The following is a 14,337-nucleotide window of genomic DNA, read 5'->3' as shown; positions in this document are numbered from 1 at the left end:
TACCGCAGAGCTGGGAAACGCTGCCGGATTGACCACCTCCGACCCGGTGCTCATCGCGGGAGTGCCGGCCGGCCGGATCGAAGCGGTCCGTCTCGCGGGGGACCGGGTGCGCGTCGACTTTCGACTCGACCGCCGCCAGCCCCTCGGTGACCAGACCAGGGCGACGGTGCGCCTGCGCACGGTGCTCGGCAAGCGGTACTTCGAGGTGATTCCCGGTGGGCACAGCACCGGCGACCGCACGATTCCGCTGGTCCGTACTGATTCCTCGTACACGCTCGACGACGTGTCGGCTGCGGCGCTGCGCTCCTCGACGGAGGTGAACCCGACTGTCGTCCGGACGATGCTGACGACGATGGAGTCGTTGGTGCCCGACTCGCAGAAGCTCTCGGCCGCGCTGGCCGGTGCCGGGGGCGCGGCCGTTGCCATCTCCGGAACGGGTGCCCAACTCGACCAGCTACTCGGAATCGCCCGGCGCTTGGCGCAGGTGAGCGCCGGTCAATCGGACTCGATCGCCACCGCAATGGCCAACACTCAGGCGATCGTGCAGACCCTCGTCGTGCGCCGGTACGTCCTCACCCGGCTGGCCGACAACCTGCGGCTGGTGCTGGCGAAGATGGCGCAGACCTTTCCGCAGATTCCGATGGGCGAGTTGACGGCGAACATCACGGCGGTCACCGGCACGCTCAAGAGCAACGCGGCCACGATCGACTCGATTCTCACGACGCTTCCGCCAGCCATGCGGACGATCACCGACGCCACCGGAAACGGCAATTGGGCTGATGTGGTCTCGCCGTCGGCGGTCATTCCCGACGGACTGTTGTGTGTGCTCGGAACGATGCAGGGGTGTAGCTGATGACTTTCCGTCAAGTCCGTGAAGTACGGGTGCGTAAGCGCTACGGGGGCAAGATCGTCACCGCGCTGGTCCTGGTGGCCGCGCTGGCATACGGTGGTTGGCACGTCTTCCTGCGCAATCCGCAAACCCAAACGGTGGGCGCCGACTTCGCATTCGTGAACGGCCTCTACCAGGGTTCCAAGGTCACGATTCTGGGTGTCCCGGTTGGCCGGGTCGAGGAGCTCGACCCGCGCGGCGACCACGTGCACGTGGTGTTCAGCCTTGCGGACGGCATCGACCTGCCTGCCAGCGTCGGCGCGTACGTCCTCAACCCGTCGATCATCAGCGAGCGGCATCTCGACCTGGCGCCCGCCTATACCGGCGGAGCCAAGCTGGCCGCCGGCAGCACCATCCCACGCGAACGTACGAGGGCGCCGATCAGCTTCGACCAGCTGGTGGCCAGCCTCGGTACCCTCACCCGGATTCTCGGACCGAGTGACGCCCCCGGCTCGACCGATGTCGGCAGTCTGCTCAATCGGACCGCCCTGGCGTGGCAGGGCCGGGGCACCGAGTTCAACCAGGCGCTTACCGAGATGTCGGCAGCGAGCGGCGTGTTCGGAGCGCGCGCCGACGACATCGGGGGGTTGATCACCAGCCTGGACCAGCTGATGTCGACCTTCCGGGCCAAGCAAGTGTCCCTCGACGGCCTCGTCCGATCGATGGGCGATCTGTCGGCGCAGTGGCAGGGCGCCGACCAGGACGTGGCCACGCCCATCAAGAACCTGCGCACAGTCTTCGACCAGATCAACAGCTTCGTGGTCGCGCACGGCAACGATGTGGGCACCGTCGCGGCGAACCTGGACGAACTCGGGCGTGTGCTAGTCGCCAACCGGGCCGGCTTTGCCGAGTTCATGGATCTGGCCCCGCTGATGATGCAGAACCTGTCGAGCACCATCGGCCCGGACCGTCGGGGCCGGATCAGGTTGAACGTGTCGACGACGCTCACCCAGTTCAAGACTCTCAAGCCGCTTTGCGACCGCTTCCCGATGCCGATCTGCATCGGTGCCGGGCTCACGAATCCGATTGGCTTCCCCATCTCGAGTTCCGACCCCTTGGGCATCGTGTCGGCAATCACCGGTGGGCAGCTGCCGCCGAAGCAGGGCCCACGATGAGCGCGGGGGCGCGGGGCGCGGTGACGGTCGGCGTGGTGGCCCTCGCACTGGCCGCTACCGGATGCGGCGTGGGTCTTCAGGACGTCCCGGTCGGAGGAATCCGCAACACCTTCGACGTGACGGCCGAACTGGTGACCGCCGACGGGGTGGTCGACGGTGCCGATGTCATCGACGGTCAGCAGGTTGTTGGGCGGGTCACCGCCGTGGCCCTGGCCGATGGGCGCCCGGAACTGACGTTGTCGCTCCGCAAGGGCACCGACGTGCCGGCGAACGTGAGCGCTGCGGTGGAGATTCCGTCGGCATTGGGTACGCCGTTCATCCGGCTGCAGGCCCCGGCCGAACCGCGCGGGCGTCTCAGTGACGGGGGACGGATCACGGCGGATCGAACCTCGGTCGGGCCGCAGGTCGAGGGGACCCTGGCCGCCTTGGGCAACATCTTGACCGGCAGCGGGATGCGCCAGCTTCAGTCGGTGATGACCAGCCTGAATGCGGCCTTCGCCAACCGGTCGGACAAAGTCGGGGAACTGATCGACACCCTCAACCGGTTGCTGACACGCACCTCGCGTCATACTGCCGAGTTCAATCGGGCGATGCGGGCTGCGACACAGGCGACCGACCTGATGATGGCGCAGCAGACCCAGATCGAAGGGTTCTTGAACGAGACTCCGCGCGCGGTGTCGGTCCTGGCCGGGCAGCGCGATCGGATCGCCGCACTGATGACACAGACGACCACCCTGGCGAAGAACCTCGACGCCATCACCGCGGGCCGGCAGGCACAGCTGGACAACCTGGTGCCTGACGCGGCGAAACTGGTTGATTCACTGGCGGCGTTCAACAACGGTGTTGGCCAAACGCTGGCAAACATGAATTCGTTCATGACGAACTTCTCCCGGGCGATTCGTGGTGACTACCTCGTCTTCGACGGCGCGCTGGACATCCCCGGGGGGATCGACAAGATCATCACCGGGGGCCTGCTCGGGTCGGGTCAGCCGCTACCAACCCCCGGCGAGCTCGGCGACATTCTTACCGGTGGACTCCTGCGCGATCGGACCCATCGGGCCCAGCGGGGAGGACCGCGATGAAAGACAGGTTCCCCACCGGCACTCTGCAGTTCGTCATCTTTCTGGTGGTCTCGGCGATCGTCATTCCCCTTGGCATCAATTTCATCGCCGGGCCGGAGGGCTTCGGCTCGAAGCTTCGCCTGCACGCGCAGATGGCCGACGCGTTCGGGCTGACCGCGGGCACCGGCGTGACATTGCGCGGGGTCGACGTCGGAACGGTGCAGTCGTCGTCGTTGCGTCCCGGCGGCGACGGAGCCCGGGTCGACCTCGTCCTGCGTGGCGGCACCCGAATCCCGCGTGATGCGTTCTTACAGGTCACGATGGCATCGATGGCAGGCATCCAGAGCGTCGACATCATTCCGAGCACTGCCGACGGACCCTATTTGCGGGATGGTGATTCGATCGCCGCGCCGGCCGACAAGCAGCCGATGCAGATGGACGCGATCATCGCACAGGCGGCAAAGATGCTCGAAACCTTCCACGGCGGCTCGGTGGCGACAATCAGCAAGGAGATGTATCTGGCGTTCGGGGCGGACGGTGAGTCGATGGCCCGGCTGGTCGCCAACGGTTCAGCGCTGGCCAAGGTGGTGGCGCGCAACGCGCCCATGCTGCGCGGACTGTTGTCGGAGTGGCTCGACGTGCTTGCCGCAATGGGTGCCACTACCGCGACATTCGAGTCCGGTATGCGTGCCGCTGCCTCGTTCACCGATCAACTCGATGCCAACCAGCCGGTCTTCGTCTACCTTCTCGACCAGTCACCCCGTGCCCTGGATCATGCACAGCAACTGTTCGATAAGTACCGGGGCACGTTCGGCGCCGTGCTGGCCAACCTGGTCTCGGTGGAACCGATCATCAGTGACCGGAGCGCATCGCTGGCCACCGGCCTCAAGACAATTCCGCAGGGGTTGATTGATCTTCGTTCGATCGTCAAGGGCGATCGCGCCGACTTCGCGCTCATCGGCACGCAAGGTCCGGTCTGCCTCTTCTGCGACCAGCCCCGGCGGACGGTCGGCGACGTGTCCCCGGCGCAGCCGAATCTGGCTCGCTACTGCCCGCCCGGCGACGGCTACGGCCAGCGTGGCGCAGTCAACGCGCCCCGTCCGAACGCTTTGGGAACACAGAACTGGAAATCATCCGGGGCGCCGTCGGGGCCGGGGGCGGTCACCGACCCCGTCCTGGTCCCCAATGGCGCCGAACTCCTTCAGATGTGGGAACAACTTCTCGAAAGGACCCGAAATGGCAACTGAGACAATCGATGCGGATCCGGCGATTGATGCTGACGCGGTCGACTCCGATGGGGCGGCTGACGTGGCGCCGGAGACGAAGGTTGAAGTGAAGCGGAGGAGCCCGGCCGGGCGCGCACCGGCGGCTGCGCGCCGCAAACCCGCTCCGGGCCGGCGTCCGGCCGGCACCGCGGAACAACAGATTCGGCGACTGCCGCGCCTCGGGGCACTGGTTCTGGCCGCGGCCGCGGCCGTGCTCATCGGTGCAACAGGCTTCTTCGGATACCACTACTTTGCTGGCGGCGAGACCGTCGACACCGCCGCCACGCGGGGCGAGGTGGTCCGGATCGCCAATGACTATGCGGTGAAGCTGTCGAGCTTCGACTACCGGGATCTGAACAAGAACCGGGAGGTGATTGCCGCGATGTCCACCGAGGACTTCGGGAAGAAGTACGACGAGATGGTCAAGGCACTCACCGAGATCGTCGCCAACGGGAAAGGGGTGGCCACTGCGACGGTGACCAACTCCGCGGTCGAGTCGCTGAGCGACGGGAAGGCGACAGTGATCCTGTTTGTCAACCAGAAGGCCCGCAACGTCGTCGCGCCGGATGGAAAAAGTCAGCCCTATCGCATGGTGGTCAAACTGGTCCGCGCCGATGGGCGATGGCTCGTCGACGATGTGCAAACCGTGTGATCAGGCGGAGGATTGAAGCAGGAGGAGTAGGACAATGTCAACAACCAACCATGCGCTGAAGTACACGCCCGACCTGGACGAGACCACACCTGAGTTGCGCACCAGCGATACGCGCATCGCCATCACCACGCGAAGGCGGCGGATCACCAGTCTGCGTAAACCGGCCCAGATTTCCGAGGCCATCGACTTCTGGTCGATGGCCGGTGCCGCGGCCAACGTCGTCATGCAACTCGGCTGGCCGGAGGTCGGCTACGGCGTAATGGAGAGCAAAGTCGAGTCCGGTGCGCTGATGAAGCATCCGTGGAAGCGGGCACGGACGACGTCGCAATATCTCGCGGTCGCGGTCTTGGGGACCGACGAGGAGAAGGAGGCCTTCCGCGAGGCGGTCAACTCTGCGCACCGGCACGTGAAGTCGGACGAGCGTAGCCCCGTCAAATACAACGCGTTCAACCGCGAGCTGCAGCTGTGGGTGGCGGCCTGCCTGTTCATCGGCGTGGAGGACTCGCATCAACTCCTGCACGGTGTGATGAGCGAGGAGGACGCCGAGGAGTTTTATCAGTCGGCAAAGACGCTCGGGACCACCCTGCAGGTCCCCGACGACATGTGGCCGGCCACCCGCAAGGACTTCGACCACTATTGGAATGTCGCCTGCCAACGTGTCGTCATCGACGACACGACATGTGAATTCATGAACGACCTCGTCGACCTGAAAATGATCAATCCGCTGATCCGGCTGCCGTTCGTAAACCTCCTGCGGTTCTTGACGATCGGGTTCCTGCCGCCGCTGTTCCACCGCCAGTTGGGCCTGGAATGGACCGAGGACGATCGGCGCCGGTTCCAGCACCTCTTCACATTCGTGTCGATCGTCAACAAGTTCCTGCCCAAGTTCATCCGGTTCGGGGGGACGCGGATCCTCATGAAGGACCTGCAGTGGCGCATGAAACACGACCGGGACGTGATTTGAGCGCGCTCCCGCGCCGGCGGTGACACTCGAGGGGTGTGTCACGCCGGCCGGGAGTAGCGCTGGTCATACTTGAGATGGTGGTGGGCGATGAAGGGATATATCCGTGACGAGAGCGAATATGCGGCGAATGCAGCTCACCGATGAAGTGGCCGCCGACCTGCGCAGCCGAATCCTTACCGGGCAGGTCCGCCCGGGTGCATTCATCCGCCTCGATGACGTCGCGGCCGAGCTCGGGTGCAGCGTTACCCCCGTCCGGGAAGCGCTGGTGACGCTTCGGGGGGAGGGGCTGGTGCGGTCGTCGCCGCACCGCGGATTCATCGTCGGCGAACTCAAGCGCGGCGACATCGTGGACATCTTCTGGATGCAAGCGCAGCTATCGGCTCGCCTGGCCGTCCACGCTGCGTCCAACCCGGATATCGACGACCACCTCGCCGACCTGACCGCTATCGTCGACGACCTCGCGCGTGCGGTGGAAGCCGGCGACGACCAGATGGTTCTGGACCGTGAGTACCAGTTTCAACGGCGGATCCACGTTGCCGCGGACAGCTGGAAGCTCGCCTGGTTCCTGGTCGCGGCGACCAAGTACACCCCATACAGCTTCTACGTCGGCGACCGGGACTGGGGCACCCAGGCCGTCGAAAGTCACCGCCGTCTGATCAGTCACTTCAGGCGGGGTGATGCCGAGGCGATCACCGCCGAGATCCACAGTCGATTCATCGATGCGCGCGAGCGTCTCGTCCGGGAGCTCGAATTGCGCGGGTTCTGGGATGACGGCGTCGCCGAATCGGACCAGCGCAGCGCCAGCGGCTGAGGATGGATCTGGTGTCGGCAGGCCCCTAGCTGCCGGGTCGGCATGCCACGAATGACGGGCAATGGCAGACTGAGCCGGTGCCCGAATTTATGACCTACGAGGAATTTGGCCGACGCTTCTTCGAAATCGCGGTGACGGAGCCGCGCGTGGGCGAGGCCTTCGCGTCGATCGCCGGCGAGAGTTTTGATGTCGGCCCCATCCCAAGCGGCCCGGGCGGGATGGTCAAGGTGCTCGCGCATGTCAGCATCGACGAGCCGATCATCGAGCGATCGGTGGAGGACCTGATCCGGTTTACCGTGCAGATTCCGCTGCGGATCAAGATCGAGATCGATCTGAAGGTGGATCGACTGCGCTACGACGTCGCCGGCCTCGTCACCCTGCCGTTGACGGTCCATGCGGTCGCACCGTTGGAGATTCACTTCGATGTTCAGCCGCCGAAGCCGGCTGACGTCCACGTCGACGTCGCGTCGCGCAACATGCGGGCCGAAATCGTGCGCAATCTTGCTCAGGTCGACGACGAGGTCCGGCGCGTGATCGCCCGGCAGGTCGCCGAGGAGATCGACAAACCTGAGGTCCGGGCAGCACGGGTTATCGATGTCGATGCGCAGCTGGCTGCTGCGATGGATCCAAAGCCCGACGCCGAGGTGGACGTCATTGCGATCGTCGAGCCGGGGATCGACAATCGCGCTTGAACTGGCGCCTAACCCTCGCCGCCAGCGGTCTGGCTCTCGGCGAGCGCCTTGTCGACGTCCAATTCTTTGAGCCGGCCGATTAGCTCGTCAAGCGCCTCGGGAGGCAGGGAACCGGGCTGGTTGAACACCATGTAGCCCTTCTTGAACGCCATCACCGTGGGGATTGAGCGGATGTCTGCTGCGGCGGCGAGCTGCTGCTCGGCCTCAGTGTCGACTTTGGCGAAGACGATGTCGTGGTGCTTCTCGGACACCCGTTCGTAGATCGGGGCGAACTGTCGACAGGGGCCGCACCAGGAGGCCCAGAAGTCGATGAGCACGATGTCGTTGTCGGCGATCGTCTGGTCGAAGGCGGCTGCGGTGAGATTTGTGGTTGCCATGTCCGGTTTAACGTCGGGTGCGCCGGATCTGTTCCATCCCGATCGCCCTGGCAAGGATGCGTCGGCGCCCGGCCCAGTCGGTCGCGGCGAAAGTCGCAGCCATCGCGCGCAGCACTCCCGCAAGATTGTGGCGCGAGCCGAGGTAGGCCCGCTGTCCGGCATCGCCGGTGCTGAAGAAGGCGGCGAAGAATTGTTCGGTGTCCGTGCACCCCAGGCCGGTCAGGACACGCAGCCCCCGCTCGCGCATCGCATAGACCATTCGCGCACGCCACGGCCACAGTGCGACGCGTGGGTCGTCGCCGCAAACAATCGCGTTGACAACGATGTCGGCACACCGCAGCGACGCGGCGACGCTGTACCCGGTGGCCTGGTGCATGAGACCGCCCGCCGCACCGAATCGCAGCGGGTGACCATCGTCGAGCCAGGGCCGGGGGGCACCGGAAGTCAGCGCGAAGTCCACCACTTCGACGGAATCGACCGTCGCGGCGCCGGTCCAGCCGTGCGGGGTCCCGCGCAGCGCCCATCGTCGTGCCAACTCCGCGATCGGCGGCGGCGTGCCGGCCAGGAAGGTCTCTTCGACGAGGAACCTCCCGCTGCCGAGTGGCACACGGTAGCTGAACGTCGGCGGATCGGGGGTATCGGGCGACGGGCGGCGCCAATCCATGAGCACCGTTTCGGCGTCGGCGCCAACAATGCCGACGACGCCGTAGGCGCGTTGCCGGGGCAGCGCGCGCGCGGCAACGCCGGGTGCCCGGCCGGTGGCGTCGACGACGACTCGACCGGGGACGACGTCACCGGTGTCGAGGACCACCTCGTCGGGGCGGATGTGCGCCGCGCAGCCGGTGACGATCCTCACCCCGTGAAGCGACAGCGAGTCCCGCAGTGCCGTGTTGTCGAGGACGACGTAGGGCCGGTGCAGCACTCGGCGACGCGGCGTGTAGACCACCACCGTCTCGCTGCGCGCAGCCACACACACGGGCGAAAGCCATTCGGGCAACTCGTCGGCGAAGGCTCCGAAAGTCTGCGACCAGCGCTGATGCGGATTGGGGTCGACGAGCGTGACCGTGAGGCCGGACCGGGCCGCACGGTGGGCGAGAGCCCGGCCGGCGGGGCCGGCCCCGACCACGACAAGATCGGGAGAGTCGCCGGAGGAGCAGCTCGCCATGCGCTTGAGACTACTGCGTACCAGGCGGAAACGATTTCAGGCCGCGCTCCGGGGGCCGTAGACTCGGGGGACATGATCACCGCCACCGACCTCGAAGTCCGCGCGGGCGCCCGGACCCTGCTGTCGGCGCCCGGCGCCGCGTTGCGGATCGGCCCGGGTGACCGTATCGGGCTGGTCGGTCGCAACGGGGCGGGGAAGACCACGTCGTTGCGGATTCTCGCGGGGGAAACCGAACCGTATGCGGGCAGCGTCGTCCGCAACGGCGATGTCGGTTATCTGCCGCAGGACCCGAAGGAAGGCGATCTGAGCGTCCTCGCCAAAGACCGCGTGTTGTCGGCCCGGGGGCTGGACACGCTGGTGCGCGACATGGAGAAGCAGCAACTCCTGATGGCCGAACTCGTCGACGAGAAGGCCCGGGACAAGGCGGTGCGGAACTATGGCCGGCTTGAGGAGCGGTTTTCGTCGTTGGGCGGCTACGTCGCCGAATCGGATGCGGCACGCATCTGCCACAACCTGGGTCTCCCGGATCGGGTCCTCGCCCAACAGCTTTCGACGTTATCGGGTGGCCAGCGCCGCCGAATCGAGCTCGCACGGATCCTCTTTGCGGCATCCGACGATGGGGGCAAGTCGACGACGACGCTGCTTCTCGACGAGCCGACCAACCATCTGGACGCCGACTCCATCACCTGGTTGCGCTCCTTCCTGCAGAACCATGACGGTGGGTTGATCGTCATCAGTCACGACGTGGACCTGCTTGCCGACGTCGTCAACAAGGTGTGGTTCCTCGACGCCGTGCGCGGGGAGGCCGACGTCTACAACATGGGGTGGCAGAAGTACCTCGACGCGCGGGCGACCGATGAGGCCCGCCGTCGTCGCGAGCGCGCCAACGCCGAGAAGAAGGCTTCCGCCTTGCGTACCCAGGCGGCGAAGCTCGGCGCCAAGGCGACGAAGGCGACGGCGGCGCAGAATATGCTCAAGCGGGCCGATCGCATGCTGAACGAGCTGGATGACGAGCGGGTTGCCGACCGCACCGCGACGATCCGCTTCCCCGAGCCGGCATCCTGCGGTAAGACGCCGCTGATGGCCTCGGGTCTGACCAAGACCTACGGTTCGCTGGAGATTTTCACCGGCGTCGACCTCGCGATCGACAAAGGCAGTCGGGTCGTCGTGCTCGGTCTCAACGGTGCCGGCAAGACCACCCTGTTGCGGCTTCTCGCCGGGACGGAGAAGGCCGACGCCGGCGCCCTAGAGCCCGGATACGGGCTGAAGCTCGGCTATTTCGCACAGGAGCACGACACCCTCGACGACGACGCATCGGTGTGGGAGAACATCCGGCACGCCGCGCCCGACGCGGGGGAGCAGGATCTGCGCGGCCTGCTCGGTGCCTTCATGTTCAGTGGGGCCCAGCTCGACCAGCCGGCCGGGACGCTGTCCGGTGGTGAGAAGACCCGATTGAGCCTTGCCGGGCTGGTGTCGTCGGCGGCCAATGTCCTGCTGTTGGACGAGCCGACGAACAACCTCGACCCGATCTCGCGCGAACAGGTGCTCGACGCCCTCCGCAGCTACGCCGGCGCCGTCGTCCTGGTCACCCACGATCCCGGTGCCGCCGCCGCACTTGACCCGCAGCGGGTCATCCTGCTGCCCGACGGCACCGAGGACCACTGGTCCGACGAGTACCAAGAACTCATCGAGCTGGCGTAGTCCGTCGCCATCAGTAACTGAAAGTCACCACCGGGTCGGTGCCGATCCATTCCCAGAGCGCCACCGTGCCACCGAGGTCGGCCGTATCGATCGTGGTGGCGGAATCCAACCCCTTGGCGGCAAAGCAGATCGGGCAAATCAGGAACCGGCCCCCGGCCTGTGCGTAGCGCGTATACAGCTCTGGGAGCGGGGGGCAGCCCGCGCATGCGGTGCCCAGTGCCGTCCCCGCGACGGAGAGGCGCACCGCCTCTTTGGTCAGGAAGATCATCGTAGATCGGCCCTGTTCGGCGGCGCCGACGGCGACGAGCATGGCGACGGTGACCTTCTCCGGGTCTTCCAGACCGGTGGTCAGGCTCACCGCGGCTTTGGCCAGTGCGGTACTCATCGTGCGTCCTGCCATCCTGAGCACAGCAGATCGATCGACCGCACTCTGTCGTCAGCGGTCAGGAAGGCGTGCTGCTCGGCGGTGAGGGGGCTGGCGTCGGGCGCATCGGGGGTACGACGGACGGTCCACCGGGCGTGCACGCGGGTGCCGACGACGCCGGCGGAGTGACTCAGTACCTCGAAGGAGCGCCCACCGCCGAACCATTGCTCGAACTGGGCGACGACGGCGGGGGGCCCGGCTAGTGCGAAGGGGCCGGGCGGCACCAGGGCGCGCAGGCGAACGTCGTCGCGCAGGGTGGCGCCGAGGCCCACGAAATCGCGGTTGACGATGGCGGCGAGGAAGTGCTCATACACGGGCGCGATGCTTGTTGCCGGGAGCGAGAGTGGTTCTGAAATGGTCATACCAACAGTTCTACGGCGGTCGCCGACCCCGATCATCGGGTGTTCGCCCGATCTTCGTTGACTGTCGGTCCTCAGTCGGTGGGGTCGACGAGACCGTGGCGCATGGCGAACATGGCGGCGGCACCACGGGTGCTCACGCCGATCTTGGCGTAGATGTGCTCGACGTGACTGCCGACCGTGCGCCGGGTGATCGTCAGCTGCTCAGCGATCTGGCGGTTGGACGCCCCGCGAACCAGGAGGTCCAGGATCTGGGCCTCACGATCGGTCAGGCCGGCGACCAAAGTGGTGCGCCTCGGCACCCGATGCCCGGCCGCGGCGAGAACGGCGCGTCCGGCGACGCCGTCGAACTTGCCTTCGGTGACGAGTTGGCGCAGTAGTGTCGCCCGCTCGGACTTGGGTACCGGATCGCGGTGGGGACGGGCCTCGGCGATGGTCTGGTACCAGTCGGCCACGGCCAGCACGCGTGCGCACGTCGACAAGCTGTTTGCGGCAAGTCCGCGGGGGTAGCCGGAACCATCGATGCGTTCGTGAACGGTGCCGGCGAGGGCGCCGAGTTCGGCCAGTCGGGGTTGCCGGCGCAGAATGCTCTCGGTGAGGTAGGGCACCGTCCTGATCCGTTCGATTTCCGCGGCGGTAAGCGGGCCGGTCTTGTTCCATATTCCGGTCGAGACGCCGGTTCGCCCGAGGTGGGCCACAAGTGCGGCATTGCGGACCAGGCGGCAGTCATGTCGATCGAGCCCGGCGTGCGCGGCCGCAGTGGCAGCGAGTTGCGCGGTTGCGTACGAATGCCCGCTGAACCAGGGGGACTTGAGATCGGCGTAGTCGCCGAAGACCTCGAGGGCATCGTCGAATTCGGCAGGGGTGAGTGGGCTTTCGATTTGGTGGGAGATCTCCGCCACCGCGCCGGCGGGGTCGGCGATCTCGAGGCTCCCGAATATCTCGCCGGCGCGGGCAATCAACGCGTCGACCAACTCGGGGTCGAACTCGGTCCCCCGGCGCGATTGGAGCATCTCGACGGCAGCACCGAGTCCGCCCTGCCGGTGCAGGACCTCCGCGTCGTCGGCGATCTGCACCACGCGGACGACGATGTCGATCCGCGGGCCGGCACGGTGGCCGGGAACACCGTGCCCGTCCCACCGCTCGAAGACCTGGGTCAGGCAGTCGCGAACGCGGGGCGGGAGATGGAGCCGATCGGCGATGTCGCCCGTCGTCTGGCAGTGGGTGATGAACGAGTTGGTCGCGTCGGCGAATCCACTGGCGAGGACACGCCCGACCATGGCCACGCCTTCGAGCGGCGGGCGGCCGCGCACCACCTGCGCGAACATGAATCGCATCATCTCCAGGCCGGCCTTGTCGACGAGGTAACTGTCGGATCGGATCCGCCGGTCGTCCCCAAAGGAGCGCGACAACTCATGTGAGTCCGCGATGCAGCCCACCCACGCCAGCAGTGAAACGTAGAACACCGCGTCTTGTTGTTCGGAACTCAACCCGGCCAGTGCGCCGAGGCGCAGCGCAATGAGGGTCTGGCGAAGGACGTGTTCCTGCGGCAACCCGAGGCCGAGGTCGGTGGCAATCGACAACGACGCGATCAGTTCGGCCAACCGCGGCATCGGAGCCTGCGCTGCCACCGTTCAAGGTTACGCCGAAGGCGGCGGTGAAACCGTGGCACCAACCCCAGCAGGTCGCGCAGATAGGGACCAGGTCGCGAGCCCATTCCCCGGGCACCACCGCCGAATTGGTCAGGAGTGGGTATCGGAGCGCACCGACGCTTCGACGAGGTCGAGGACCGCCTCGAGGTTGGCGGTGGACTCTCCGGTGGCCAGCCGGTTGATCAGGCCGTCCATCACGAGGTCCAGATAGGTGACGAGCACTTCGGTGGGCAAATCGCTGCGCAGCCGGCCGGCGGTGCGCTGACTCTCAAGGCGCGACAGGGTGGCCGAGTCCAACTCGGCCGAGCGGGCCTGCCACTCGTCGCGGAACGCCGTGTCGGTCCGGATCTTGCGGGCGATCTCCAGTCGTGTCCCGAGCCAGTCAAAGTCCTGTGGCCGGGCGAGCATGTCGCGCATCACCTGCACCAGACCCTGGTCGGCGGCGACGTCGGCCATCCGGTGGGCATCGTCGTCGGCGAGTGCCAGGAAGAGCGCTTCTTTGTCCCGGAAGTGGTGGAAGATTGCACCCCGGGACAGCCCGGTCGCCTCTTCGAGTCGTTTGACCGTGGCGCCGTCGTACCCGTACTCCGCGAAACACCGCCGCGCGCCGTCGAGGATCTCTCGACGACGCGCGGCCAGGTGGTCGTCGGAGACCTTAGGCATCAGCCTTCAGCATGTTGCGCAGAACGTACTGGAGGATGCCGCCGTTGCGGTAGTAGTCGGCCTCTCCGGGGGTGTCGATCCGGACGACGGCGTCGAACTCGATGGTGTCGCCGTCCTCCTTTGTCGCCGTGACGTGCATGGTCGGTGGGGTGACTCCCTCGTTGAGCTTCTCGATGCCCTCGATGTCGAAGACCTCGGTACCGGTCAGGCCGAGCGACTTCGCGGACTCGCCGGCCGGGAACTGGAGCGGAACGACGCCCATCCCGATCAGGTTGCTGCGGTGGATGCGCTCGAAGGACTCGGTGATGACCGCCTTCACACCCAGCAGCACGGTTCCCTTGGCCGCCCAGTCGCGTGAACTGCCCGAGCCGTACTCCTTGCCGCCGAGCACGACCAGGGGAATGCCGGCCTTCTGGTAGTTCACCGACGCATCGTAGATGAACGACTGCGGGCCGCCGTCCTGGGTGAAGTCACGGGTGTACCCGCCGGACACGCCGTCGAGCAGCTGGTTCTGCAGGCGGATATTGGCGAAGGTGCCGCGGATCAT

Annotated in this window: 15 protein-coding genes and 1 pseudogene; 9 read left to right on the top strand and 7 right to left on the bottom strand. The window is 66.4% G+C overall.

Features of this window, described 5'->3' with window-relative positions; translation table 11 throughout:
• From B4M62_RS12490 to B4M62_RS12455, 8 genes are all read left to right on the top strand, one after another.
• Positions 1 to 853, top strand: an 853-nt coding sequence (locus B4M62_RS12490; RefSeq protein ID WP_290713411.1) for an MlaD family protein, incomplete at its 5' end; no start/stop codon positions are given.
• Positions 853 to 2,004: an MCE family protein gene (locus B4M62_RS12485; protein WP_290713408.1), complete on the top strand. Its 1,152-nt coding sequence runs from the start codon at positions 853 to 855 to the stop codon at positions 2,002 to 2,004. The genes B4M62_RS12490 and B4M62_RS12485, both read left to right, overlap by 1 nt.
• Entirely contained in the window at positions 2,001 to 3,086 is a 1,086-nt protein-coding gene (locus B4M62_RS12480; protein WP_290713405.1) for an MCE family protein, read from the top strand. Before B4M62_RS12485 ends, B4M62_RS12480 begins: the two co-directional genes overlap by 4 nt.
• A complete protein-coding gene (locus B4M62_RS12475) occupies positions 3,083 to 4,312 on the top strand; it encodes an MlaD family protein (RefSeq protein WP_290713402.1) in 1,230 nt (409 codons plus the stop codon). The genes B4M62_RS12480 and B4M62_RS12475 overlap by 4 nt, the downstream gene beginning before the upstream one ends.
• Complete coding sequence (locus tag B4M62_RS12470) at positions 4,302 to 4,982, top strand: hypothetical protein (RefSeq protein WP_290713400.1); 681 nt, start codon at positions 4,302 to 4,304, stop codon at positions 4,980 to 4,982. Before B4M62_RS12475 ends, B4M62_RS12470 begins: the two co-directional genes overlap by 11 nt.
• Before the next feature lie 34 nt (positions 4,983 to 5,016).
• Positions 5,017 to 5,946: an oxygenase MpaB family protein gene (locus tag B4M62_RS12465; protein WP_290713397.1), complete on the top strand. Its 930-nt coding sequence runs from the start codon at positions 5,017 to 5,019 to the stop codon at positions 5,944 to 5,946.
• 103 nt (positions 5,947 to 6,049) lie between these two features.
• Entirely contained in the window at positions 6,050 to 6,757 is a 708-nt protein-coding gene (locus B4M62_RS12460) for a GntR family transcriptional regulator (RefSeq protein WP_414651839.1), read from the top strand.
• Positions 6,758 to 6,846: 89 nt separating this feature from the next.
• Complete coding sequence (locus B4M62_RS12455; RefSeq protein WP_290713414.1) at positions 6,847 to 7,449, top strand: hypothetical protein; 603 nt, start codon at positions 6,847 to 6,849, stop codon at positions 7,447 to 7,449.
• An 8-nt stretch (positions 7,450 to 7,457) separates the two neighbouring features.
• Here the strand turns inward: B4M62_RS12455 and trxA are convergent, their stop codons facing one another.
• On the bottom strand, positions 7,458 to 7,826 hold the full coding sequence (trxA, locus tag B4M62_RS12450; RefSeq protein ID WP_290713392.1) for a thioredoxin: 369 nt from the start codon (positions 7,824 to 7,826) through the stop codon (positions 7,458 to 7,460).
• 7 nt (positions 7,827 to 7,833) lie between these two features.
• On the bottom strand, positions 7,834 to 8,991 hold the full coding sequence (locus tag B4M62_RS12445) for a lycopene cyclase family protein (protein ID WP_290713389.1): 1,158 nt from the start codon (positions 8,989 to 8,991) through the stop codon (positions 7,834 to 7,836).
• Between the two features lie 72 nt (positions 8,992 to 9,063).
• On the opposite strand from B4M62_RS12445, the gene B4M62_RS12440 reads away from it, so the two are divergent.
• On the top strand, positions 9,064 to 10,692 hold the full coding sequence (locus tag B4M62_RS12440; RefSeq protein WP_290713387.1) for an ABC-F family ATP-binding cassette domain-containing protein: 1,629 nt from the start codon (positions 9,064 to 9,066) through the stop codon (positions 10,690 to 10,692).
• Between the two features lie 10 nt (positions 10,693 to 10,702).
• Here the strand turns inward: B4M62_RS12440 and B4M62_RS12435 are convergent, their stop codons facing one another.
• From B4M62_RS12435 to acnA, 5 genes and pseudogenes are all read right to left on the bottom strand, one after another.
• Positions 10,703 to 11,077, bottom strand: coding sequence for a DsrE family protein (locus B4M62_RS12435; protein ID WP_290713384.1), 375 nt, complete (start codon positions 11,075 to 11,077; stop codon positions 10,703 to 10,705).
• On the bottom strand, positions 11,074 to 11,478 hold the full coding sequence (locus B4M62_RS12430; protein WP_290713381.1) for a nuclear transport factor 2 family protein: 405 nt from the start codon (positions 11,476 to 11,478) through the stop codon (positions 11,074 to 11,076). Before B4M62_RS12430 ends, B4M62_RS12435 begins: the two co-directional genes overlap by 4 nt.
• A 71-nt stretch (positions 11,479 to 11,549) precedes the next feature.
• A complete protein-coding gene (locus tag B4M62_RS12425) occupies positions 11,550 to 13,106 on the bottom strand; it encodes an HD domain-containing phosphohydrolase (protein WP_290713378.1) in 1,557 nt (518 codons plus the stop codon).
• A 111-nt stretch (positions 13,107 to 13,217) separates the two neighbouring features.
• On the bottom strand, positions 13,218 to 13,790 hold the full coding sequence (locus tag B4M62_RS12420; protein WP_290713375.1) for a TetR/AcrR family transcriptional regulator: 573 nt from the start codon (positions 13,788 to 13,790) through the stop codon (positions 13,218 to 13,220).
• Positions 13,783 to 14,337 (bottom strand): annotated as a pseudogene (gene acnA, locus B4M62_RS12415) (aconitate hydratase); the annotation flags it as partial. The gene B4M62_RS12420 and the pseudogene acnA, both read right to left, overlap by 8 nt.

The organism is Gordonia sp. UBA5067, from assembly GCF_002414845.1.
Classification (GTDB): domain Bacteria; phylum Actinomycetota; class Actinomycetes; order Mycobacteriales; family Mycobacteriaceae; genus Gordonia; species Gordonia defluvii.
This window is presented reverse-complemented; position numbering and strand designations above follow the sequence as displayed.

What these genes read in the sequence shown, in the direction of transcription:
- B4M62_RS12485 (WP_290713408.1), top strand. Translation starts at nt 853, where the DNA reads ATGACTTTCCGTCAAGTCCGTGAAGTACGGGTGCGTAAGCGCTACGGG.
- B4M62_RS12455 (WP_290713414.1), top strand. Translation starts at nt 6,847, where the DNA reads ATGACCTACGAGGAATTTGGCCGACGCTTCTTCGAAATCGCGGTGACG.
- B4M62_RS12430 (WP_290713381.1), bottom strand. Translation starts at nt 11,478, where the DNA reads ATGACCATTTCAGAACCACTCTCGCTCCCGGCAACAAGCATCGCGCCC.
- B4M62_RS12470 (WP_290713400.1), top strand. Translation starts at nt 4,302, where the DNA reads ATGGCAACTGAGACAATCGATGCGGATCCGGCGATTGATGCTGACGCG.
- B4M62_RS12445 (WP_290713389.1), bottom strand. Translation starts at nt 8,991, where the DNA reads ATGGCGAGCTGCTCCTCCGGCGACTCTCCCGATCTTGTCGTGGTCGGG.
- B4M62_RS12435 (WP_290713384.1), bottom strand. Translation starts at nt 11,077, where the DNA reads ATGAGTACCGCACTGGCCAAAGCCGCGGTGAGCCTGACCACCGGTCTG.
- B4M62_RS12420 (WP_290713375.1), bottom strand. Translation starts at nt 13,790, where the DNA reads ATGCCTAAGGTCTCCGACGACCACCTGGCCGCGCGTCGTCGAGAGATC.
- B4M62_RS12480 (WP_290713405.1), top strand. Translation starts at nt 2,001, where the DNA reads ATGAGCGCGGGGGCGCGGGGCGCGGTGACGGTCGGCGTGGTGGCCCTC.
- B4M62_RS12475 (WP_290713402.1), top strand. Translation starts at nt 3,083, where the DNA reads ATGAAAGACAGGTTCCCCACCGGCACTCTGCAGTTCGTCATCTTTCTG.
- trxA (WP_290713392.1), bottom strand. Translation starts at nt 7,826, where the DNA reads ATGGCAACCACAAATCTCACCGCAGCCGCCTTCGACCAGACGATCGCC.
- B4M62_RS12440 (WP_290713387.1), top strand. Translation starts at nt 9,064, where the DNA reads ATGATCACCGCCACCGACCTCGAAGTCCGCGCGGGCGCCCGGACCCTG.
- B4M62_RS12465 (WP_290713397.1), top strand. Translation starts at nt 5,017, where the DNA reads ATGTCAACAACCAACCATGCGCTGAAGTACACGCCCGACCTGGACGAG.